Genomic DNA, 21,018 nt, shown 5'->3' on the forward strand with positions numbered 1-21,018 from the left:
GTGCTGAGCCGTTTCGGCTTGCTTAGGGTCCCAGGCGGGGCGGTGCAACAGATGACGTCAGCTGTTGACCGGCCCGCCGGGCCGTGTAATCTTTATAGAACGAACGGTCGGTATATTATTCCGGACCGGTCCCTTTCACTTTCGCGAAGGATGTTCTCATGGTCGAGGCTTTTCTTGTTGGCGGCGCACGAACGCCTGTAGGTCGCTACGGTGGGGCGCTGTCCTCCGTCCGCCCGGACGATCTCGCAGCACTGGTGGTCCGGGAAGCAGTGGCGCGTGCCGGCGTCGATCCTGACTCCATTGACGAGGTGATCCTCGGCAACGCCAACGGCGCCGGCGAGGAAAACCGGAACGTGGCCCGTATGGCCACCATTCTTGCCGGACTTCCCCTCCATATTCCGGGCATCACGGTGAACCGGCTCTGCGCTTCCGGCCTCAGCGCGATCATCATGGCCAGCCACATGATCAAGTCCGGTGCCGCTGACATCGTAGTGGCCGGTGGCGTTGAGTCCATGAGCCGCGCCCCGTGGGTTCAGGAGAAGCCCACCACGGCGTTCGCCAAGCCCGGGCAGATCTTCGACACCTCCATCGGCTGGCGCTTTGCCAACCCGCTCTTCACCAAGGGCGAGCTCTCACGCGATGGCAAAATGACCTACTCCATGCCGGAAACGGCCGAGGAAGTAGGCCGAGTGGACAAGATTTCACGTGAGGACGCTGACGCCTTCGCCGTCCGCTCCCACGAGCGCGCACTGGCTGCCATCGCGGGCGGTCGCTTCAAGGACGAAATCGTTCCCGTGACGGTCAAAACCCGGAAGTCCGAGACCGTGGTGGACACCGACGAAGGACCACGTGAGGGCACCACCATGGACGTACTGGCGGGGTTGCGACCCGTCGTGCCCGGTGGATCCGTGGTCACAGCCGGCAACTCGTCCACGCTCAACGACGGCGCCTCGGCCATCATCGTTGCCTCTGAAGCAGCCATCAAGAAGTTCGGATTGACTCCACGCGCCCGCATCGTCGACGGTGCTTCAGCAGGTTGCGAGCCCGAGATCATGGGCATCGGTCCCGTCCCGGCCACGCAGAAGATCCTGGCCCGCACCGGGCTCACCGTGGACCAGTTGGGCGCCGTTGAACTCAACGAAGCTTTCGCCACGCAGTCGCTCGCCAGCATGCGCCGCCTCGGGTTGAACCCCGACATTGTGAACAACGACGGCGGCGCCATCAGTTTGGGGCACCCGCTCGGTTCCAGCGGCTCGCGTATTGCGATCACGCTGCTGGGGCGTATGGAGCGTGAACTCGCCTCCGCCACCGGACCCAGGCTTGGACTGGCGACGATGTGCATCGGCGTTGGACAAGGTACCGCGATGCTGCTGGAAGGCGTGTAATGGCACTGAACCCGGAAGACTTCACCACCCTCCTCCTTGAGGATCGCGAGGACCGCCTCACAGTCCTGCTGAACCGCCCCGAGGTCCGCAACGCGATTGACCAGACCATGGTGGATGAGCTTCACCAGGTGTGTGCTGAACTGGAGCGGAACCCCAAAGTACTGATCATTGCCGGGACGGACGGGGTGTTCGCCTCCGGCGCCGACATCGGGCAGTTGCGCGAACGGCGCCGTGACGACGCCTTGCAGGGGATCAACTCCACCATCTTTGTCCGGATCGCCAAGCTTCCCATGCCTGTCATCGCGGCCCTGGACGGATATTGCCTGGGTGGGGGCGCTGAACTCGCCTACGCGGCGGACTTCCGCATCGGGACTCCGAGCGTCAGGATTGGAAACCCGGAAACCGGGCTGGGAATTCTCGCCGCCGCAGGTGCCAGTTGGCGGCTCAAGGAACTCGTGGGAGAACCGAAGGCCAAGGAAATTCTCCTCGCCGGCGCTGTGCTCCGCGCAGAGGAAGCCTTGCGGATCAGCCTTATCACCGAAATCCACGAAGCCCCCGAGCTGATGGACGCAGCGCACAAACTGGCCGACCGGATCGGACGCCAGGACCCCTTGGCGGTGCGCATCACCAAGTCCGTGTTCCACGCCCCTGCCGAAGCCCACCCGCTGATCGACACCCTGGCCCAGGGAATCCTTTTTGAGTCCCAGGCCAAGTTTGACCGGATGCAGGCTTTCCTTGACAAGAAATCGGCGAAGGCATCGCAAGACACGGACGCATCCGCCTCTTCCGCTCCGACTTCCGGCACCGACGACAGGACCCAGAAATGACCGAAGCTCCCGCCATCCCGCACGTCGTCGGAGTCCTGGGCGGAGGCAGGATGGGTGCCGGCATCGCCCACGCCTTCCTCGTCAAAGGTGCCACTGTGATCGTGGTGGAACGTGATCACGAGGCAGCGGCCGGAGCGCAAGGCCGTGTTGCCGATGCCGTTGCCAAGTCCGCCGCCCGCGGGACCCTGAATGAAACCCCTGACCAAGCGATGTCCCGCTTCAGCACCTCCACGGACTACGAGTCGTTCATCCACTGCGGCCTCGTGGTGGAGGCCGTGCCTGAAGACTACGACCTCAAAGTTTCAGCGCTGAAAGCTGTGGAGGAGCACTTGTCCGCCGATGCTTTCCTGGCATCGAACACGTCTTCGCTCTCTGTCACCGGGCTCGCCGACGAGCTCCGCCGGCCCGCGAACTTTGTTGGCCTGCACTTCTTCAACCCTGTGCCTGCCTCCACCCTCATTGAGGTGGTGCTGGCTGAGAAGACCTCTCCCGAACTCGCTGTTGCGGCGAAAAACTGGACTGAGGCACTCGGCAAGACCGCCGTCGTCGTCAATGACGCTCCGGGCTTTGCGTCCTCAAGGCTTGGCGTTGCAATCGCCCTCGAGGCGATGCGCATGGTGGAGGAAGGCGTGGCGTCGGCGGAGGACATCGATGCCGCCATGGTCCTGGGCTACAAGCACCCCACGGGCCCTTTGAAAACTACCGACATTGTGGGCTTGGACGTTCGCCTGGGCATTGCCGAATACTTGCATTCCACGCTGGGCGACCGTTTCGCGCCGCCGCAGATCCTCCGCGACAAAGTGGCTCGCGGTGAGCTGGGCCGCAAGACGGGCAAGGGCTTCTTCGACTGGAACGACTGAGCCCCACGTGCGGTTAGGCTAACCGGGTGACTTCAATCGAACCCATCACCCTGACCGGAAAATTCGTGACGCTGGAACCGTTAAGCCAGGAACACCATGACGGGCTGGTGGATGCAGCCCGCGACGGTGACCTCTGGAAGCTTTGGTACACCTCGGTCCCGACGCCGGACGGCATGGCAGCTGAAATCGATCGTCGCCTGGACTTGCTGGCGAAAGGCTCCATGGTGCCTTTCGCCACGCGCTCCAACGCTACGGGCAAGCTCATCGGCATGACGACGTACATGAACATCGACGCCGTGACTCCTCGCTTGGAAATCGGATCCACATGGAACGCCGCGGCCGCGCACGGCACGGGGACCAACCCGGATTCGAAGCTGCTGCTCCTACGCCACGCTTTCGAGACGCTGGGCTGCCCGGCCGTGGAATTCCGCACGCACTGGATGAACCAGCAGTCCCGCGAAGCCATTGCCCGGCTCGGCGCCAAGCAGGACGGCGTGCTCCGGAATCACTCCCGCAGCGCCGACGGAGCCCTCCGCGACACCGTGGTGTTCTCCATCCTCGAGCACGAATGGCCGGCTGTGCGTAACGGCCTGGAGTTCCGGCTGGAGAAGTACGGCGCGTAGACGGGAAGGTTCGCCTCGGTGTGCGTGCGGCGAGGGGTGAGCTCTCGCCTTTTTAGGTGCGCTGAATGTCCCGAGAGCTAACCCCTCGGCGAGGGTGGCGAGGGTAGCGAGGAGTGCGTGCGCCGAGGGGTGAGCTCTCGCCTGTATCTAGGCGCTCGTTACCCCGAGAGCTAACCCCCCGGCGAGGGTAGCGAGGAGTGCGTGCGGCTCACAACGGCAGGCGCTCCACGGCCAACGCACTCCGAACCGAGGTCCACGACTTCAGTACCTCCAGCACCGCGGGGTCCCGTTCTGCCAGGATCGCTTGCTGGTAGGAGTCCTCCAGAAGCGAATCCACGGAAACCCGGGCGCCCGTGGAAGCGCTGAGAATCGCGGCCTCCACCATGGCCAGGCTCATGATGTTCTGATGAACCCGTCCCATGGGCGTGCTTCCGGTGCGAACAGCGGCGACGAAGTCCCGCAAGGACCCGGCGATTTCCTGGCCAGGATCCCCGAAATCCACGGCATCGTCGGAAACAGGAACAGAGGACACCGGCTCGTTGTCGCCGTCCCAGAGAACAGTTCCGTGCTCACCGCTGATGCGCCACGAAGCATTCCAAGAGGTTTCCTGGCCCGGGCTGCACCAGCTGCCCGTGAAAACAAACCGCTCGCCACCGGTCATCTCGAAGATGGCCGTGGAACCTGCATCCCCGCGATACCAACTCCACGACGGGTTGTACTCCTCGCAGAACACGGAGACAGGATCGGCGTCGAGCAGGAATCGGGCCATGTCGAACTGGTGGATGGCCATATCCAGCAGGAGTGGATGATCCATGGCATCGCGGAATCCGCCGAAGCGCGGGGCTTTGAAGAACTCCGCTGAGACGATACCCACGGAACCCACGGCAGAGGACAACCGTTTAGCCGCGAACAGGTGTTTGTTGTAGCGCCGGGATTGGCTGACCATGAACAGCTGGCCGTGGAGTTCGGCGGCGGCGGCCAAGGACAGTCCTTGCGCCACAGTTGAAGCCACTGGTTTCTCACCGAGGACCGGCAGCCCTGCGGCCAACGCTTCGGTGGTGACCGGATGGTGCGCGGCAGGGATGGTGACGTTGATGACTGCCTGGGCTCCGACGTCGGACGCCAACTGAGCGGTCCCGGCACCGAGGGGGAGGTCGGGACGGCCCACGGACGCCGCCGCGTCAGCGGCAGCCGCAAGGTCCAGGTCAACGATGCCCACCAGCTCAACCAAGGGTGACGACTCTACAGTTCGAAGCCACGCGCGGCCCATGCCCCCGGCGCCCACAACGACGACGCGAAGGGGAGTACCGTCGTCGGGAATCGTAGCGAAAGGCGGGTTCACGCGTTGGCTCCCTGGTAGCTCTTGCCGTTGAAGAAGTCGTTGGTTTCGTAGCGGAGCAGCTCCGGAACAGCGCGTTCAGGGCGGTCGGTGACGGCCCATTCCACGGCATTGGCGATCACGCGCCGCACGTCCTTGTGGTGGTAGACGGGGTAGTCCTGGTCGCCGGGGCTGAAGAAGAAGATTTTGCCGTGACCGCGACGGAAGGTGCAACCGGACCGGAAGACTTCGCCGCCGCTGAAGGAACTGATGAACACCAGTTCCTCGGGAGTGGGGATGTCGAAGAACTCGCCGTACATTTCCTGCTGCGGAATCTCGATAGGGTGCGGGATGCCCTTGGCGATGGGGTGCGTGGGATCTACGGTCCATACGAGTTCGCGGTCCTGCTCGGAGCGCCAACGCAGCGTGCAGGAGGTGCCCATGAGCTTGGTGAAGATCTTGGACCAGTGACCTGAGTGCAGCACGATCAGGCCCATTCCGGCCAGGACGTGTCGGTGGACGCGCTCCACGATCTCGTCCTCGACATCTGCGTGGGACATGTGGCCCCACCAAGTCAGGACGTCGGTGGCGGCGAGGACTTCTTCGGTGAGGCCGTGTTCCGGATCGTCCAGGGTTGCGGTCCGGACCTCGACGGCGGCACCCAGGTTCTCTTCGATGCCCGCCTTGACGGCGCCGTGCATGCCGTCCGGATAGAGGCGGGCCACCAGTTCGTCGCGCTTTTCGTGGCGGTTCTCGGACCACACGGTGACGCGGATGGGATTGCTGTCAGTCATGATTTCTCCTTTGGAGGTGTGTAAGCGGTCTACTTGACCGCACCGCCGGTGGTGCCGGCGGCGATGTATTTTTGGGCCGCGACCAGCAGGACGATGGCCGGGATGGAGGCGAGTACCGCCGTCGCCATGACCGAACTCCAGTCATTCACGTAGGCGCCGATGTACTGGAAGATGCCCAAGGTGACAGGCCGGACGGCTTCGGTGGTGGTGAGGGTCAGTGCGAAAAGGAAGTCACTCCAGGCGAACAGGAAGGTGAAGAGTCCCGCGGTGATCAGGGAGTTCCGGCTGAGCGGAAGGACGATTGACCAGAACGCCCGCAGGTGTCCTGCCCCATCCACCCGGGCGGCCTCGATTACGGATGCAGGCATGCCGTTCATGAAGGCCCGGATGATGAGGATCGCGAAGGGAATGCCGTGGGCCGAGTCAGCCAGGATCAGGCCCGGGATGGAGTTGAGCAGGCCGAGGTCGTTGTACGCGGTGTAGAGGGCGTTGGCCACCACGATCCCGGGGATCATCTGGCTGATGAGGATGGCGAACAGGACCACACCGGCGCCTCGGACCTTGAAGTAGGCCAGAGCGTATGCGGCCGGAGCTGCGATTGCGAGGCTCAACGCCACGCTGCCCAGGGAGATGATGAGGCTGGTTCCGAGGTTGCCTGCTTGCTCATTGATGGCCGTGGCGTAGCCGGTGAAGTCAGGTTTCACCGGGAACCACGAGGTTTCCAGGGTGGTGCCGTTGGGTTGCAGGGAGGCGTTGATCATCCAATAGACGGGGAACAGCATCACGGCCAGGAAGAAGATGGCCAGTGCGGTGTAGCCCCAGTTCTTGCGTCCCGTTGGTTTTGGGCCGCTGGCTGTCCCTCCGTCGCGAAGGAGGTTGGGTGCTTTCAGTGCGGTTGTCATGATTTCTCACTCGTCCACTGCGCGTCGGCTGGCCCGCAGGTACAGAACTGCGAAGACCAGGGAGATGATCACCAGCACGTTGCCCAAGGCCGCACCTTCGCCGAACTTGAATTCGTGGAAGGAAAGGTTGTAGGACTGCGTGGCGATGGTTTGGGTGGAATTGGCGGGCCCGCCGTTGGTGAGGCCCAGGATGATGTCCAGTACCTTCAGGGTGTAAACCACTCCAAGTACCAGCACCACGCTGACTACAGGCCGCAGCATGGGCCACGTGATGTGGCGGAACGCTTTCCATCCGGTGGCGCCGTCCAGGGAGCCGGCTTCGTAGAGCTCGTCCGGGATTTCCTGCAGGCCGCCGTAGAGGATGGTCAGGTTGAACGGGATGCCGATCCAGATGTTTACACCCACCACGGCAATCAGCGCCAGGGATGTGCTGGTGAGCCACGGAATGCCCGTATCGATGACGCCGAGATCTCCGAGGAACCGGTTCAGCGCACCGCTGTCCTTATCCAGAATCCAGCGCCACACCGCACTGGACACGATCAAGGGAAGGAGCCACGGAAGCAGGAGCAGCGATCGCAGGATGCCGTTGAGCGGGAACTTGCGCTGGAAGAAGATCGCCAGCGCCAGGCCGATCACGAACTGGCCCAGAATCGAGCCGATGGTGAACAATGCGGTATTCAGCAGCGAGGTTGAAAACAACGACGACGACAGCACAGTCACGTAGTTGGCGAACCCTACCCAAGGGGCTTCTCCGGTGAAGAACGTGGAGGTGGTGTACTCCTGGAAACTCATCACCACGTTCTTGACTACCGGGTAGCCGAAGAACAGCGTCATGTAGACCACTGCGGGAACCAGGAAGAGCCACTGGAAGACGCGCTCGCGGCGTTGACGGGAACGACGCCGGGGTGCCGGCTTTTCGGTGCCGGTACCGTGAGTCTTCGCGGCCTTGCCGGCAGCCTGCCCCGCTGATTGAGGTAAATCAGTTGCTAATGACATGGAGACTGCCTACTGACCCTGGGCTTGCTTGAGGGCGTCGGCCGGTGACGCGTTGCCCGTCAACGAAGTCTGGATGGCGGTGTAAATCTTGGTAGCCTGCGCCGGCCATTCTTCTCCGAGTTGTCCGGTGCGGGCACGGGCGGTCTTGATCAGCTCGGTGAACGTGGCGAGCTTGGGGTTGTCGGAGGCAAACTTGTCCGAGAGCGTGGTTTTGGAAGGGATGGTGTTGCGGGCCGTGGCCATGGCCAGTTGGTTTTCGTCGCTGTTCAAGCAGGCCACCATCTCAGCGGCTTTGGCTTGCCGGGCCTTGTTCCCGGTCTGCGGGACAGTCCATACTTCGCCGCCGAGCGGAGCAACGGACGTCTGCCCGGCCTCACGGACAGGGATCTTGACTACGCCGTACTGAAGGGTGGGCTGCTTGTCCAAGGCCGGGATCTGCCACGGTCCGTTGACCATCATGGCGGCTTTGCCTGCCAGGAACTGGTCTTTCACGTCAGCCTGGGTCCAGTTGAGCGCGGAAGACGAAACCGAGCCACTCTTCACAAGGTCGGTCCACAGTTGCAGGGCCTGCTCGGTCTCCTTGGTGTCGATCTTCTTCTCGTCGCCGCCGTTGGACCACATGACGGGAAGGAACTGCCACGTGCCCTCGTAGGTGGGGTTGGCGTTGAATGCGAGTCCGTACTGGTCTCCGGCAGTGAGCTTTGCGGAAGCCGCCTTGAGTTCATCCCACGTAGTGGGGGGAGTAACTCCGGCTGCGGCCAGGATGTCCTTGTTGTAGAACAGGGCGATGGTGTTAACGGTGGGCGCCAACCCGTAGACCTTGTCCTTGTAGGTGCCAGCGCTCAGCACGCCTTCGGCGAAGTTTTCCGTGCTGACGTTGAAATCGGCCAGGGGAGCCAGCGCTCCCGTGGCGGCGATCTGTTGGAGGTCCGGGTTGTCCAGCATGAGGACGTCGGGGAGCGTCTTGGAGGAGGACTGCTGGAGAACCTTGGAAATGAGCGACTTTCCGGGGACGGTTTCGCGCTTCACGGTCACGCCCAGTTGCGTGCCGCACTTGGTCAGGGCGTCCCCAATGAACGACTTGTCAGGCTCGTTGTTGTAGTAATCCATCACGGAGAGTTCGGTAACGGACTCCGTCGATGAAGCTGCAGTGGAGTTACCGCAGGCGGAAAGAGCCAGGGGCAAACCGACCAAGGCAACTACGGCGAGGGCAAGTGGACGGCGTGTCCTTAGTGCTGACTTCATTGTCTGTTCCTTTTGTGGGATCGATTTATCGATGCGTATCGACGATGCGTATCGATGGATTCGGAATCGGAGGTAGAGCAGGTGGTTACAGAGGGGGCTTAGCTGCCGTGGGGTGGGCGGAGCGTGCTTGCACGGTGCGTAATGACCGTGGGTACCAATTCCAGGGATTCGTGTGGTCCCTGGTTTTCGGCTTCGAGGAGGTCGCAAATAATCTTCACCGCGCGGCGGGAAACTTCTGCCGGGCGGAGGTCAATGGTGGAGAGCGGAATGGGCTGGAGCTCTGCAAGCGTTGGGGAAGCACTGCCGATCACGGAGACATCCACGCCTGGTGTGAGTCCGCGGGCGTTCAATGCCCGGCGCAGGATGTCTTGGACTGTACGGTCCGGCGCAATGAACGCCGGTTTGCCGTGGGTGGCGGCCAGTGCCTTATCCACGGAATCGGTGATGATACTGACGTCCGCACCACCAGGAAAATGCTGGACCGACACTCCCAGGCTCTGGGCGGCAGCATCCGCACCACCCATGAACCGTTCCACGTAATTCACGTGCCGGTTCACCACTGCCGGCTGCCAGTCAATGATCGAGATGACGTCGTGCCCGGCTGCGGCCATGTCCCTGACACACTGATCACCGGCCATTTCAAAGTCCGCGTCGATGCACACCAACCCGGACGGGTCGCGGGGGATGCCTATCAGCAGTACCGGCACGTTCAAGCTCCGCGCAATAGGCAGCCGTTCGTCCTCGTCTTCAACCTGCATGAGGATCAGTCCATCGCAGATTTGTTGACCGACGACGCGGCGCAACCCGGCGGCGCCTTCGTCTTCCGTCACCAGCAGGATGTCGTGGTCGTATTGCCGCGCCGTGGAAGCGATCACGGAGACGAACTCCATAATCGAACCCATCTCCAGCTCAGGAATGAAGGGAATGACCAGGCCAATCACGTGCGTCCGGCGTCCAGCCAGGGCACGTGCTCCGGCATTGGGCTGGTAGGTGAGCTGCTCAATGGCGTCCTCAACCTTTTTCCGAGTCTTCTCGGAGATGGGCCGCTTGCCGCTCAAGACGTAAGAAACCGTGCTTTGGGCTACTCCGGCGGCCTGGGCTACGTCCTTGCTGGTGGGCATGGCCTGACCTCCTTGTGCTCGCTGCTGAACAGTCTGAATGATTGTCGATACGTATCGTCGATGCGCATCGAGAACGAGTATGACATGGGTCACTCAGGCTCCGCAAGGGTCGTGCCTGGATCGATTTCTGAATTCTGCCCGTCTTGTCCCTTTACCCGCCGCGCCGAAGGGTTAGCTCTCGCCTTTATTGGCTCCCGCGAAAGTGCCGAAGCTAACCCCTCGGCACATGCCCGAAGCTCGGAACCTTTCGTCGTCGACCAGTGTCAACGTCTTTCCGCGGCACCCCATCAGGCGTACTCTTGCCAACACATTGCCCCGGTATGCGGCCGAGTGGTGGGGCGAGCCGTGACCTCCGCACTTTCGGAGTGCCGGAGCCCCATTTGAGCAGTGCGAAGGGGAAAATCATGGCAACTCATCAAGCACGACGACGGCTGGCGGCTTTAGTGGGCGGGCTCGCTGTCCTGGGACTTTCGTTGGGATTCGTGGGGAGTCCTGCAAATGCCGCACCTCCACCACCGGCTGACTACGTGGCACTCGGTGATTCGTACACGGCGGGGACCGGTGCAGGAGGGCTCTACCGGGACGCCCTTTGCTGGCAGAGCAAGCCTGGCTATGTGGATGTGGTTGCGGATACTGGCCGGGTCAACTTACTTGAAAACCTCGCTTGCCACGGAGCCCTGCTCGTGCCCGGTGGTCCTTTTTACAACGGTGCACCGTCGGTAGTTGAACAGATCGCCGCCGGCCAAACCTCGCTTCGAAATGCCGAGTTGGTGAGCATCACCGCCGGCGCCATCGATGCGGGAAGCCTCGTGGCGCTTCAGGCTTGCGCGACTCCGGACACCGTGACGTGCGCAGGGACCGTCAATGCGATCATCGCCAACCTCCCCGTGCTTGAGGCCGGCCTTGAGGGTATCTACCAAACCATTCAAGCTTCGGCTCCGCAGGCAACCATTGCTGTCCTTGGCTATCCGCGGCTTTTTGATCCCGTGAATGGTGTGCCGGTCATTCCCGTCCAGAACCAAGCAAAGGTCAATCAGGCCATCGACGCTCTGAACTCAACCATCGCCAAAGCGGTGGCTGACAGCCGGACCAACGCGAAGTTCATCGACGTCACCAAGAGGTTTGCCGGCCACGCTGCGAATTCCCTGGTGCCGTGGATCATCCTGGACTTCCGGCTGCCTCTCCCGGACGCCAACTTCCATCCGAACATTGCCGGGCATCAAGCCTACGCAGCCGCGCTGATCTCCGCTGTCAAGCCTGCCCAGCTGGCCAAGCGGTAGGTCTACCCATTCGTCGAGGGGCGGGCTTTCGGCAGTATGCACGCTCGAAAGTGCCGAGAGCTAACCCCTCGGCGCACCCGAAAGTGCCGAGAGCCAACCCCTCGGCGCACCTCAACGCTCACACACGCGCCCTCCCATGTGCTTAGCTGGCTGCTATGGAGGGGACATCTGAAGCTCACCGAAGCGTCCACTGGGACGGCGCCGTAAACGCATGGCGGATCGCCGGGGACGTCTATCGGATGGGCCGGCATGAGTGGGTCACCGAGGTCGGCTGGCAGCAGATGTACGACGACGGCGTCCGCACCGTGATCGACCTCCGCGCCTCCCGCGAGCGTCGCCAACGCGACACCGATCCCGAGGTGCCGGATGACGTGAAGGCGCGTATCGACGTCGTACATTGCCCCACGGAGGATCCGGATCACCGCCGCTTCAGCGAGCTGTTCGGTCCGTACTTGAAGGATCCGGCGAAGTACGGCGACTACGTGGACCTGTTCGCCGACAAGATCGCTCCGGTCTTCAAGTCCATTGCGGCGTCGCCCGGCAAGGTTGTGGTTCACTGTTCGGCGGGGAGGGATCGCAGCGGCGTGATCGCGCTGATGCTGCAGCGGCTGGCGGGTAGGAGTGACGAGGACATTGTGCGTGGCTACGAGCTTGCGGCCCGGGGAATCAACGAGCGGCATCGAACGCATGGTGCCCCGCATGCCCAAGATCCGTACCTTCCCGAGGACGAACTTGAGGCCATGCTGGAGCAGAAAAGGGCGGGCCTGCGGGAGTTCCTCGAGGGGCTGGACGTTGTGGCTTTTTTGAGGGCCAACGGCGTTGTGGAACACGAGGTTGACGCACTGAGGTCAAAGCTCGGCTCGGGGGCCACTACCGCTGCTAACATGCAGGATTGATCACACTTCCCCAACGGAATGGACCCGCCATGAACGCCGGTGCCCGCGTCACTATCGTGACCCGAACCAAGAACCGTCCGATTTTCCTGGCCCGGGCCCTGGACGATGTCTTCGCCCAGACTTTCCAGGATTTCGAGTTGGTTATTGTGAACGACGGCGGCAACCCGGCCGACGTCGATCGCCTCACCTCCCAGCGGGCCGACGGCGAGCGGGATCGGATCACCACGCTCCACCATTCCGAGTCCGTGGGGATGGAAGCGGCGTCGAACGCGGGTATCAAAGCCGGATCCGGTGAGTTCATTGTGATCCATGACGACGACGATTTCTGGGCCCCGAACTTCCTTGAGCGCACCGTGGCTTACCTGGACGATCCTGCCAATGGAGCCGAAAGTGGCGTCATGGTCCGGACGGAGATCGTTATCGAGGAGCTGGTGGGGGACCGGATTGAGCCGATCCGCCGTGAGATCTTCTGGGCGGACATGCAGCAGATCACCCTTGCGGACATGCTGAAGATCAACCGGGCCGTTCCCATTTCGTTCCTGTACCGCCGGAGCCTGCACGACGCCGTGGGCTACTACAACGAGGACCTCCCCGTGGTGGGCGACTGGGAGTTCCACTTGCGCACCCTCAGCCACTCGCGCGTGGGATTCCTCGACGGCGAACCGCTCGCGTTCTGGTCGCAACGGCCGGAGTCCGAGGGGCATGAGGGCAACAGCATTTTCGCAAAGGCCGCCGAGCATGCCCGCTACGATGCCTTGGTCCGCGATGAGCATCTTCGCGATGGCGTCGCCCAGGGAGGGCTTGGCGGGATGTTGTACCTGACGCGCGTCCTGGCTGAGCAGGAGGAACTCATCCGTGCCCAGCAGCGCCGACTCGACGAAACCGGCGCCAAGCTGGACCACGTTCTGGAACGGCTGGATGCCCTGAACCAGACGGTCATTGCCCGGACCAGTGTGGGGGAGTTCCTCAAGAAGCCGCTGTTGTTGGCCAGGAAGCTGGGTGGCCGGGGCTGACGCCTCCCGCGAAATAACTGCTGTACTCCTCCGGGCATTCATGTACCCTGTATATATTACCGAACGGCCGGTCAGTAATGTTGGCTCCAGTCAGCAATGACCGTGCCGCTTTCACGTGCCTTGGAAGGACCCGTCGACGATGACCACTACCGCAGTCGCCCCGGAAACCACAGCCGTTGCAACCGTCCCCAGTTACGTTCAGGATGCCTGGTGGACACCGGCGCCTGATGCCAGGAAAGTCCCTGTCCGCGATGCCAGCACCGGAGAAGTCCTGGCCAACGTGAGCACCGACGGACTGGACCTTGCCGCCGTCGTGGATTTCGCCCGCACCACAGGCCAAACTGAACTCGGGAAGCTGACGTTCCACCAGCGTGCGCTCAAGCTCAAGGAGCTTGCCCAGTACCTCAACGGCCGGCGCCAGGAGCTGTACGAGTCCTCGTCGCAGAGCGGCGCCACCAAGATCGACAACATGATCGACATCGACGGCGGCATCGGCGTGCTCTTCACGTTCGGATCCAAGGGCCGCCGTGAACTGCCCAACTCGCAGGTGGTGGTGGACGGCCCCATGGAGGTGCTCTCCAAGGACGGCTCGTTCGCGGGCGAGCACATCTATACCCGCATCCCGGGCGTCGCAGTGCAGATCAACGCCTTCAACTTCCCCGTGTGGGGCATGCTCGAGAAGTTCGCTCCCGCCTTCCTCGCCGGTGTTCCCACCATCGTGAAGCCGGCTACGCCCACGGGCTACGTCGCCGCCGCTGCGGTCAAGGCAATGGTCGAATCGGGCATTCTCCCGGCCGGTTCCCTCCAGCTGATCTCCGGTTCCGCGCGCACCATCCTGGACGAACTCGATTACCGCGACCTCGTGTCCTTCACCGGATCGGCCTCAACGGCGAACTCGCTGAAGGGCCACCGCAACGTGGTCCAGGGTGGCGTCCGTTTCACGTCTGAGACCGACTCCCTCAACGCCGCGATTCTCGGCCCGGATGCTGTTCCCGGCACTCCCGAGTTCGACGCTTTCGTCAAGGCCGTCGTCACCGAAATGACCGTCAAGGCCGGCCAGAAGTGTACGGCCATCCGCCGCATCATCGTCCCGCAGGCGCTGACCGCCGAGGTCGCCGCCGCCGTTGGTGCCCGAATTAATGAGCGCGTCGTTGTTGGCGACCCCCGCGCCGAGGGCGTCACCATGGGTGCCCTGGCTTCGCTGGAGCAGCTCGCCGACGTCCGCGCTGCTGTGCAATCAATGCTCGACGCCGGTGGCGAGCTTGCGTACGGATCCCTCGATACGCCGTCGGTCACCTCAGTCGGCGGCGAAGTGGGGGTCGTGGAGGACGGCGCGTTTATGTCGCCCGTTCTCCTGAGCTGGGCGGACGCAGAAACTGAGGAAGTCCACTCACTCGAGGCATTCGGTCCGGTTTCCTCCGTACTCGGTTACTCGGATTTGGCCGATGCCGTCCGCCTCGCAGCCCGCGGTTCCGGCTCCCTGGTAGCTTCCGTGTGCACCAACGATCCCTCCGTGGCGCAGGAGCTGGTGCTTGGCATCGCAGCCCACCACGGCCGCGTCCACATGCTCAACCGTGAAGACGCTCGCTCCTCCACCGGTCACGGATCCCCGGTTCCGCACCTGGTTCACGGTGGTCCGGGCCGCGCCGGTGGTGGCGAGGAGCTGGGCGGTATCCGCTCCGTCCTGCACCACATGCAGCGCACCGCCATCCAGGGCTCCCCGAACATGCTGACCGCCGTCACAGGACAGTGGCACACCGGCGCCGACCGCAACTTCACCGTGGAAACCGAGGGCGAGCACCCGTTCCGCAAGTCGTTGGCGACCCTCCGGATCGGCGACGCTGTTCGCTCGGAACTCCGGGAAGTCAGGCTCGAGGACATCAGTGCATTCGCCAATTCCACGGGCGACACGTTCTACGCCCACACCAACCAGGAAGCCGCCGAAGCCAACCCGTTCTTCCCCGGCATCGTGGCCCATGGATACCTGCTCCTGAGCTGGGCTGCCGGCCTCTTCGTGGAGCCCGCGCCGGGTCCCGTCCTGGCCAACTACGGCCTGGAGAACCTGCGCTTCATCACCCCGGTGGCGGCGGGCGACTCCATCCGGGTCACGCTGACTGCTAAGAAGATCACTCCGCGTGAGACGGACGAGTACGGCGAAGTTGCTTGGGACGCTGTCCTGACCAACCAGAACGACGAAATCGTGGCCACGTACGACGTCCTCACACTCGTGGAGAAGTAACCCTCTCTCACATCCCGCGGGTTTGAGCGTGACGCTCTTTCACGTCCCGCGGGTTTGGGCGTGTCGCTCTTTCATGTCCCGCGGGTTTGGGTGTGACGCTCTTTCATGTCCCGCGGGTTTGGGCGTGTCGCTCTTTCATGTCCCGCGGGTTTGGGTGTGACGCTCTTTCATGTCCCGCGGGTTTAGATGGAAATCGACGCGCCAGCGGCCGATCGAACGCCTTCCCACATGATGGGGAAGGCGTTCGGCGTTTCGGTTGAGGGCGGACAGGAGACCGCGCGACGAAGCTACCTGAGAAGTCCTCTACTGTTGCTTCGCGGCAAAGAAGGCGCTGGTTTTCCAGGAACTCAACCTCGGCTCCAGAGGCGCGTTCTCGGCCAGTGCCTACTGACGCTCTTCCCATCCCACGGGCCCACGATCGGGCGCCGGGACCTGTACCGGACCACCGGGGGAACGCTCACGGGCCCGCGCGAGCCAGTTTCCCAGCGTGATTTCCTTCACCCCGATCTCCTCAGCTGCCTGTTTCAACGACCGACCAGTGGACAAAACCAGCTGCACTGCTTCCTCGCGGAACGCAGCATCGTATTTTCTTCTTGGCGTGGTCATCTGAAGCGAATCTCCCATCAAGCTGTCTCAGAAAACCATACGACCGCACACATACGGCCGCACGGCCGGAAGGGTGTGGGATGTGAGAGACCGTTCGCCGGAAGGGTGTGGGAGGTGAGAGACGGTTCGGCTCAAGAGCCGTGGGAGGTGAGAGACGGTTCGGCTCAAGCCCGTGGGAGGTGAGAGACGGTTCGCCGGAAGGCCGTGGGATCTGAGAGACGGTCAGGCGGCCGTGTGGAGGCCGTCGAAAGCCATGGTGATGACGTCGTCCGCGAGCTTCTCCGGGGACAGGGATCCGCCGGGCTTGTACCATTCCACGATCGAGTTGATGGTGCCGAAGAGCAAGCGGGTCACGGTGCGGGGATCGATGTCCTGGCGCAGAGACCCGTCTTCCCGGGCAGCGGAGATCAGCTCAGCCACTTTGTGGTCGAACGCGCGGCGGCGTTCCAGGGCGTCCCGCTCAATCTCCGTGTTGCCTCGAAGGCGCAGAAGAAGTGTGACGAAGGGCAGCCGGTCCACCAGCACCGCAATGGTCTGCCGCAGCACGAACTCTAGCCGGGCGTCAGCGGGACCGGACGTAGCGGATGGCTCCTCCAGGATGGCCTCCAGACCGCCCAACGCGTGGTCCAGGGCGAGCTTCAGCAGATCGCCCTTGGACGGCACGTGGTGGTAGATGGCTGACTTCGAGATCCCGAGGTTCTCGGCCAGGATGCCCATGGACGTGGCGTCGTACCCGTGGCGGTTGAAGACGTCGACGGCGATGCGGAGCACCGACTGCTGGTCATAACCGGGCCGTCCGCGCTTGGTGGTGGTCTCAGTAGGCATGCTGGCATTTTCTCACGATCTCAGCGGGGGACGGCGATCAGCCCTTGGGGCGCATGTCGTAGATCCGGCGAAGTTTGCCGTTGGACCGCTCAAGGGAACCGGGCTCTACCACGTCCACTACACAAGATGACCCGACGTGAATCTTGATCTGCTCACGCAAGGTGTGCGCCGCCGTCGTGCCTGCCTCTGACGGAACGTTCTCGCGGCGCTCGATCTTGACCGTCAGCGAATCCATGCGTTTGCCTTCGGGACGGGTGATCTCGAGCTGGAAGTGCGGGCTGAGTTCCGGGATGCGGAGGGCGATTTCCTCGATCTGCGAAGGGAACAGGTTTACGCCACGGAGGATGATCATGTCGTCGCTGCGGCCGGTGATGCGGCCCATGCGGCGGTGCGCGGGGCGGGCGGTGCCGGGCAGCAGACGCGTGAGGTCCTTAGTGCGGTAGCGGATGATGGGCAACGCTTCTTTGGTCAAGGATGTGAAGACGAGTTCGCCGGGTTCACCGTCTGCCAGGACCGTGGAGTGGTCAAAGGGGTCGATGATTTCCGGGCGGAAGTGGTCTTCCCAGATGTGGCAGCCGTCCTGGGTTTCAACGGCTTCCCCGGCGACGCCCGGGCCCATGACCTCGGAGAGGCCGTAGATGTCCGAGGCCTTGATGTTCATGGTGACTTCGAGCTCGTGGCGCATCTCTTCGGTCCACGGCTCGGCGCCCAGAACGGCGTACTTGAGCGAGGTGGAGGTGGGGTCGATGCCCTGGTGTGCCATGGCATCGGCGATGGTCAGCAGGTAGGTGGGCGTGGCAAGGATGGCGTCCGGCTTGAAGTCCTGGATGAGCTGGATCTGGCGTTCGGTCTGGCCGCCGGAGATCGGAATGACGGTGCAGCCGAGTGCTTCGGCGCCGGCGTGCGCTCCGAGGCCGCCGGTGAAGAGACCGTAGCCGTAGGCGTTGTGGACTTTCATGCCGGGGCGGACTCCGGAAGCGCGGAAGGAGCGGGCCACCAAGGTTGCCCAGTTGGCGAGGTCCTGCTTGGTGTAGCCAACTACTGTGGGACGGCCGGTGGTGCCGGAGCTCGCATGGATGCGTGCCACCTGGTCCTGGGGGACGGCGAACATGCCGAACGGGTATTCCAGTCGGAGGTCTTCCTTGGTGGTGTACGGGAACTTCCCCAGGTCGCTCAGCTCGCGAAGGTCCGAGGGGTGCACGCCGGCCTCGTCGAACTTGCGCTTGTAGAGCGGTACGCGATCGTAGGCGTACGCCACGGTGTGCTGGAGGCGGGTGAGCTGCAGGGCCTCGAGCTCGTCGCGGGAGATGGTTTCTTCACGGTCCAGCACTGGGGCGTCTGAGGTGCGGGCTGCGGGTGCAGCCACGGTGTTCTGCGTCATGGGGTTCCTACTTCTTGGAGATGGTGCGGCTGCGGCCACGGAACTCGGCAATGAGTTCACCGTGCTGGTTATCAGGGGCGGAATGGGCGTCGGGCGCAGCCGCGTAGATCTGGATGTCGTACAGGCCGCTTCGGCCGGTGCTCGCGCGGCGGTTTGCGACGGCGGTGATCACCTGGCCTTCGAACGCGGGCTTGATGAAGTTGATGTCGACGCCGGACGCCACCGTGATGTTGGCGGCTTGCTTGGGCGTGGGGTTGGCTGGGTTGCAGGCCAGCGCGAAGGCTGTGTCACCAAAGGCGAAGATCATTCCGCCGTGGGCCATGCCGAATCCATTGAGCATCTCCTGGCGGAGGTGCATGCGGATGGTGGCGTGGCCGTCGTCGACCTTGAGGACCTCGATGCCCATCCATTCGGACGCGTAGTCGTTCGTCAGGATGTGGTGCGATGCACCGGAGAGGGTTGTTTCAACCATGCGTCATTGCCTCCAGCTTTATTTACCGAATGTTCATTAGGTAATCCCAGATCGCGCCACGTGTCAAGACTGGACCAGTATTCGCCCGCACCTAGTAGCCTCGGAGACATGCCCGAAATTGAGCTCCCCATCACCACCGACCGACTCATTCTGCGCCGCTTTGACGCTGAAGACCTCGAGAGGTTCCACGGATACCAGTCACTCCCCGAGACTGCCCGGTTCCTTCTGCGCAACGAGCTGACCAGGACCAAGTCCATGGAAGTCCTTGGCCGGTACGCCAACTTCGAATTCAACCAGGAGGGCGACTGGATCTGCCTGGCCATCGAGCGGAAGGACCACCCGGGCCTCATGGGCGAGGTGGTGCTGAAATGGCTGGAGGGGACAGGGCAGGCAGAAGTGGGCTGGATTCTCCATCCTGATGCCCAAGGCCACGGCATTGCCACCGAGGCCGCGGAAGCCGTGCTGAGGCTTGCGTTCGAGACACTTTCATTCCACCGCGTTGATGCCAAGTTGGATGCCCTCAACGAAGGATCGGCCGGCATCGCCAAGCGTCTGGGCATGCGCCTGGAAGCCACCCTGGTGGACAACTGGCACTACAAGGGCCAATGGGCCACGGAGACCATCTACGCGATTCTCGACTCCGAGTGGCGCACCCGGCACCATCCGTGGACGCGGACCATCAACTGACGGGCCACGTCTTGTGGTGCTTCAACTGCTCGGTCAGCTGTCCTTCAGGCAGCGGCCTGCTGAAGTAGTACCCCTGGCCGCTGGTGCACCCGATGCTGAGCAGGTACTCGGCTTGGTCGGCAGTTTCGACACCTTCCCACACCGCAGCCAGCCCGCAAGCCCGGATCAGTTGCAGCACGGCGGCCAACAGCGCGGGTTGCGAGGGGTCGCTGCCCAGTGCTGAAAGCAGGGTCCGGTCCACTTTGACGGTGTCCACCGGGAGCTGGCGCAGGTAGCTGATGGACGAATAGCCAGTGCCAAAGTCGTCGATTTCCAGTCCCACGCCCAAGCGGCGCAGGCTGTTGAGCGTGTAGCGGTCCAAGTCATTGCCTAGAATGACCGCGCTCTCGGTCAGTTCCAGAACCAGGAGCGACGGGTCCAGCTCAGCCGAGGCCAAAGCCTCCCGGACGTCTTCGATGAACTCCAGGCGCTGCAGGTCCGCCGCCGAAACGTTGATGCGCATGCTGAAGTTGTGGCCCGACGTGAGGGGGTCGGTGCGCCATTGCTTCAACTGCTCGACGGCGGTGCGGAGCACCCAGCCGCCTAAATCGGAAATCATTCCCGTTTCCTCGGCAATGGGGATGAACTCGTCCGGCATGATGAGTCCGCGCGTGGGGTGGTTCCAGCGGACCAAAGCCTCCGCGCCTTCGATTTCGCGGGTATCCAACCGGATGATCGGCTGATAGTAGAGCACCAGCTGCGAGCCGGTGATCGCTTCTTTGAGTTCGCCCACCAGTTGGTTCCGCATCTGCCGGGCATGCAGCATGGCGGGTTCGAAGACCTTGAGCTTGCCGCGCCCATCAGCTTTGGACTCGTACATGGCGATGTCCGCTTCCATCATCAGTTCCTCAGCGCTGTGGCCGGGATCTGCCATCCGGAGGCCCATGCTGGCACCGCACCGCAGGTGCTGGCCCTCGATCTCCATGACGCCTACCACTGCGGCAAGGATGCGGTTGCCGATGGAGGCGGCTATCGCTGGAGTCACGTCGGGGATCAGTACCGCGAATTCATCCCCGCCCATGCGGGCCACCATGTCCTGATCGCGCACAGCGCCGGTGATCCGGGCTGCCACCGTTTCCAGGACCCTGTCTCCGATGGTGTGCCCCAACGAGTCGTTGATCGCTTTGAACCCGTCCATGTCCAGGAGGAGGATGGCTGCTTTTCGGCCGCTCAGCGCACCGCTGGCCTGGGCTTCGCTGAGTGCCGTGGCAAAAGCGGAGCGGTTGTTCAGGCCTGTCAGGGGATCGGTCATGGCCATGTGCTGCATCGCCAGGTGGGCTTCATTGAGCTGCTGGGTACGGGCCTGCACCCGTTGCTCCAGCTCTTCGTAAACGATCTGAAGGTCCTCAGCCAGGAGGTTGGTGCCCATGATGACGGCATCGATTTCATCCCGGGCGTCCGAGACGTCGATTCTGGTGTTGAGATCCCCGGCGGCCAACCTCACGATTCCGTCCAGGAGCAGCTCAAGTCGCGGGTCGTGGCCGGAGTACATTTTCCCCTCGGACATGC

20 protein-coding genes are annotated in these 21,018 nt (G+C 63.0%); 9 read left to right on the forward strand and 11 right to left on the reverse strand.

Going from position 1 to position 21,018, the window contains the following annotated elements:
• Positions 1–158 precede the first annotated feature (158 nt).
• Genes AB4Y77_RS10630 through AB4Y77_RS10645 form a run of 4 tightly spaced genes read left to right on the forward strand, consistent with a single transcriptional unit; the run spans position 159 to position 3,695 of the window.
• A complete protein-coding gene (locus AB4Y77_RS10630; protein ID WP_442013885.1) occupies positions 159–1,385 on the forward strand; it encodes a thiolase family protein in 1,227 nt (408 codons plus the stop codon).
• Complete coding sequence (locus AB4Y77_RS10635) at positions 1,385–2,212, forward strand: enoyl-CoA hydratase/isomerase family protein (RefSeq protein ID WP_442013886.1); 828 nt, start codon at positions 1,385–1,387, stop codon at positions 2,210–2,212. The genes AB4Y77_RS10630 and AB4Y77_RS10635 overlap by 1 nt, the downstream gene beginning before the upstream one ends.
• The gene (locus AB4Y77_RS10640) at positions 2,209–3,072 is read left to right on the forward strand and encodes a 3-hydroxyacyl-CoA dehydrogenase family protein (RefSeq protein WP_442013887.1); all 864 of its coding nucleotides are present in this window, start codon (positions 2,209–2,211) and stop codon (positions 3,070–3,072) included. The genes AB4Y77_RS10635 and AB4Y77_RS10640 overlap by 4 nt, the downstream gene beginning before the upstream one ends.
• Before the next feature lie 26 nt (positions 3,073–3,098).
• Positions 3,099–3,695 (forward strand): GNAT family N-acetyltransferase, encoded by a 597-nt coding sequence (locus AB4Y77_RS10645; protein WP_442013888.1) that lies wholly within the window; start codon positions 3,099–3,101, stop codon positions 3,693–3,695.
• 208 nt (positions 3,696–3,903) lie between these two features.
• Here AB4Y77_RS10645 and AB4Y77_RS10650 read toward each other — a convergent pair whose 3' ends face one another.
• The 6 genes from AB4Y77_RS10650 to AB4Y77_RS10675 form a co-directional block, all read right to left on the reverse strand.
• Positions 3,904–5,037 carry a Gfo/Idh/MocA family protein gene (locus tag AB4Y77_RS10650; protein ID WP_442013889.1) on the reverse strand — a complete coding sequence of 378 codons (1,134 nt, stop codon included), beginning with the start codon at positions 5,035–5,037 and terminating at the stop codon, positions 3,904–3,906.
• Positions 5,034–5,807: a ThuA domain-containing protein gene (locus AB4Y77_RS10655; RefSeq protein ID WP_311213871.1), complete on the reverse strand. Its 774-nt coding sequence runs from the start codon at positions 5,805–5,807 to the stop codon at positions 5,034–5,036. Before AB4Y77_RS10655 ends, AB4Y77_RS10650 begins: the two co-directional genes overlap by 4 nt.
• Positions 5,808–5,836: 29 nt before the next feature.
• Complete coding sequence (locus AB4Y77_RS10660) at positions 5,837–6,709, reverse strand: carbohydrate ABC transporter permease (RefSeq protein WP_311213870.1); 873 nt, start codon at positions 6,707–6,709, stop codon at positions 5,837–5,839.
• 6 nt (positions 6,710–6,715) lie between these two features.
• Positions 6,716–7,705 carry a carbohydrate ABC transporter permease gene (locus AB4Y77_RS10665; protein WP_442013890.1) on the reverse strand — a complete coding sequence of 330 codons (990 nt, stop codon included), beginning with the start codon at positions 7,703–7,705 and terminating at the stop codon, positions 6,716–6,718.
• A 9-nt stretch (positions 7,706–7,714) separates the two neighbouring features.
• Positions 7,715–8,950, reverse strand: coding sequence for a sugar ABC transporter substrate-binding protein (locus tag AB4Y77_RS10670; RefSeq protein ID WP_442013891.1), 1,236 nt, complete (start codon positions 8,948–8,950; stop codon positions 7,715–7,717).
• A 98-nt stretch (positions 8,951–9,048) separates the two neighbouring features.
• Positions 9,049–10,071: a LacI family DNA-binding transcriptional regulator gene (locus AB4Y77_RS10675; RefSeq protein ID WP_442013892.1), complete on the reverse strand. Its 1,023-nt coding sequence runs from the start codon at positions 10,069–10,071 to the stop codon at positions 9,049–9,051.
• 404 nt (positions 10,072–10,475) lie between these two features.
• Between AB4Y77_RS10675 and AB4Y77_RS10680 the strand changes: the two genes are divergently transcribed.
• From AB4Y77_RS10680 to paaZ, 4 genes are all read left to right on the forward strand, one after another.
• On the forward strand, positions 10,476–11,351 hold the full coding sequence (locus tag AB4Y77_RS10680) for an SGNH/GDSL hydrolase family protein (RefSeq protein WP_442013893.1): 876 nt from the start codon (positions 10,476–10,478) through the stop codon (positions 11,349–11,351).
• Between the two features lie 155 nt (positions 11,352–11,506).
• Complete coding sequence (locus AB4Y77_RS10685) at positions 11,507–12,247, forward strand: tyrosine-protein phosphatase (protein WP_442013894.1); 741 nt, start codon at positions 11,507–11,509, stop codon at positions 12,245–12,247.
• Positions 12,244–13,260 (forward strand): glycosyltransferase family 2 protein, encoded by a 1,017-nt coding sequence (locus AB4Y77_RS10690; RefSeq protein ID WP_442013895.1) that lies wholly within the window; start codon positions 12,244–12,246, stop codon positions 13,258–13,260. Before AB4Y77_RS10685 ends, AB4Y77_RS10690 begins: the two co-directional genes overlap by 4 nt.
• A gap of 139 nt (positions 13,261–13,399) precedes the next feature.
• The gene (gene paaZ / locus AB4Y77_RS10695; protein ID WP_442013896.1) at positions 13,400–15,499 is read left to right on the forward strand and encodes a phenylacetic acid degradation bifunctional protein PaaZ; all 2,100 of its coding nucleotides are present in this window, start codon (positions 13,400–13,402) and stop codon (positions 15,497–15,499) included.
• Between the two features lie 384 nt (positions 15,500–15,883).
• Here the strand turns inward: paaZ and AB4Y77_RS10700 are convergent, their stop codons facing one another.
• The 4 genes from AB4Y77_RS10700 to AB4Y77_RS10715 form a co-directional block, all read right to left on the reverse strand.
• Entirely contained in the window at positions 15,884–16,123 is a 240-nt protein-coding gene (locus AB4Y77_RS10700) for a transposase (RefSeq protein ID WP_311215480.1), read from the reverse strand.
• 204 nt (positions 16,124–16,327) lie between these two features.
• Positions 16,328–16,930 (reverse strand): TetR/AcrR family transcriptional regulator, encoded by a 603-nt coding sequence (locus tag AB4Y77_RS10705; protein ID WP_018776946.1) that lies wholly within the window; start codon positions 16,928–16,930, stop codon positions 16,328–16,330.
• Between the two features lie 37 nt (positions 16,931–16,967).
• Positions 16,968–18,311, reverse strand: a complete 1,344-nt coding sequence (gene paaK, locus AB4Y77_RS10710) for a phenylacetate--CoA ligase PaaK (protein WP_311213862.1) — start codon at positions 18,309–18,311, stop codon at positions 16,968–16,970.
• A gap of 7 nt (positions 18,312–18,318) precedes the next feature.
• Positions 18,319–18,783 carry a hotdog fold thioesterase gene (locus AB4Y77_RS10715; RefSeq protein ID WP_442013897.1) on the reverse strand — a complete coding sequence of 155 codons (465 nt, stop codon included), beginning with the start codon at positions 18,781–18,783 and terminating at the stop codon, positions 18,319–18,321.
• Positions 18,784–18,891: 108 nt separating this feature from the next.
• On the opposite strand from AB4Y77_RS10715, the gene AB4Y77_RS10720 reads away from it, so the two are divergent.
• Positions 18,892–19,470 carry a GNAT family N-acetyltransferase gene (locus tag AB4Y77_RS10720; protein WP_311213860.1) on the forward strand — a complete coding sequence of 193 codons (579 nt, stop codon included), beginning with the start codon at positions 18,892–18,894 and terminating at the stop codon, positions 19,468–19,470.
• Here AB4Y77_RS10720 and AB4Y77_RS10725 read toward each other — a convergent pair.
• Complete coding sequence (locus AB4Y77_RS10725; RefSeq protein ID WP_442013898.1) at positions 19,463–21,016, reverse strand: putative bifunctional diguanylate cyclase/phosphodiesterase; 1,554 nt, start codon at positions 21,014–21,016, stop codon at positions 19,463–19,465. The two genes, AB4Y77_RS10720 and AB4Y77_RS10725, sit on opposite strands and share 8 nt — an antisense overlap.
• Positions 21,017–21,018 lie beyond the last annotated feature (2 nt).

Origin of the sequence: Paenarthrobacter sp. YAF11_1 (assembly GCF_052113445.1) — a bacterium.
Lineage (GTDB): Bacteria > Actinomycetota > Actinomycetes > Actinomycetales > Micrococcaceae > Arthrobacter.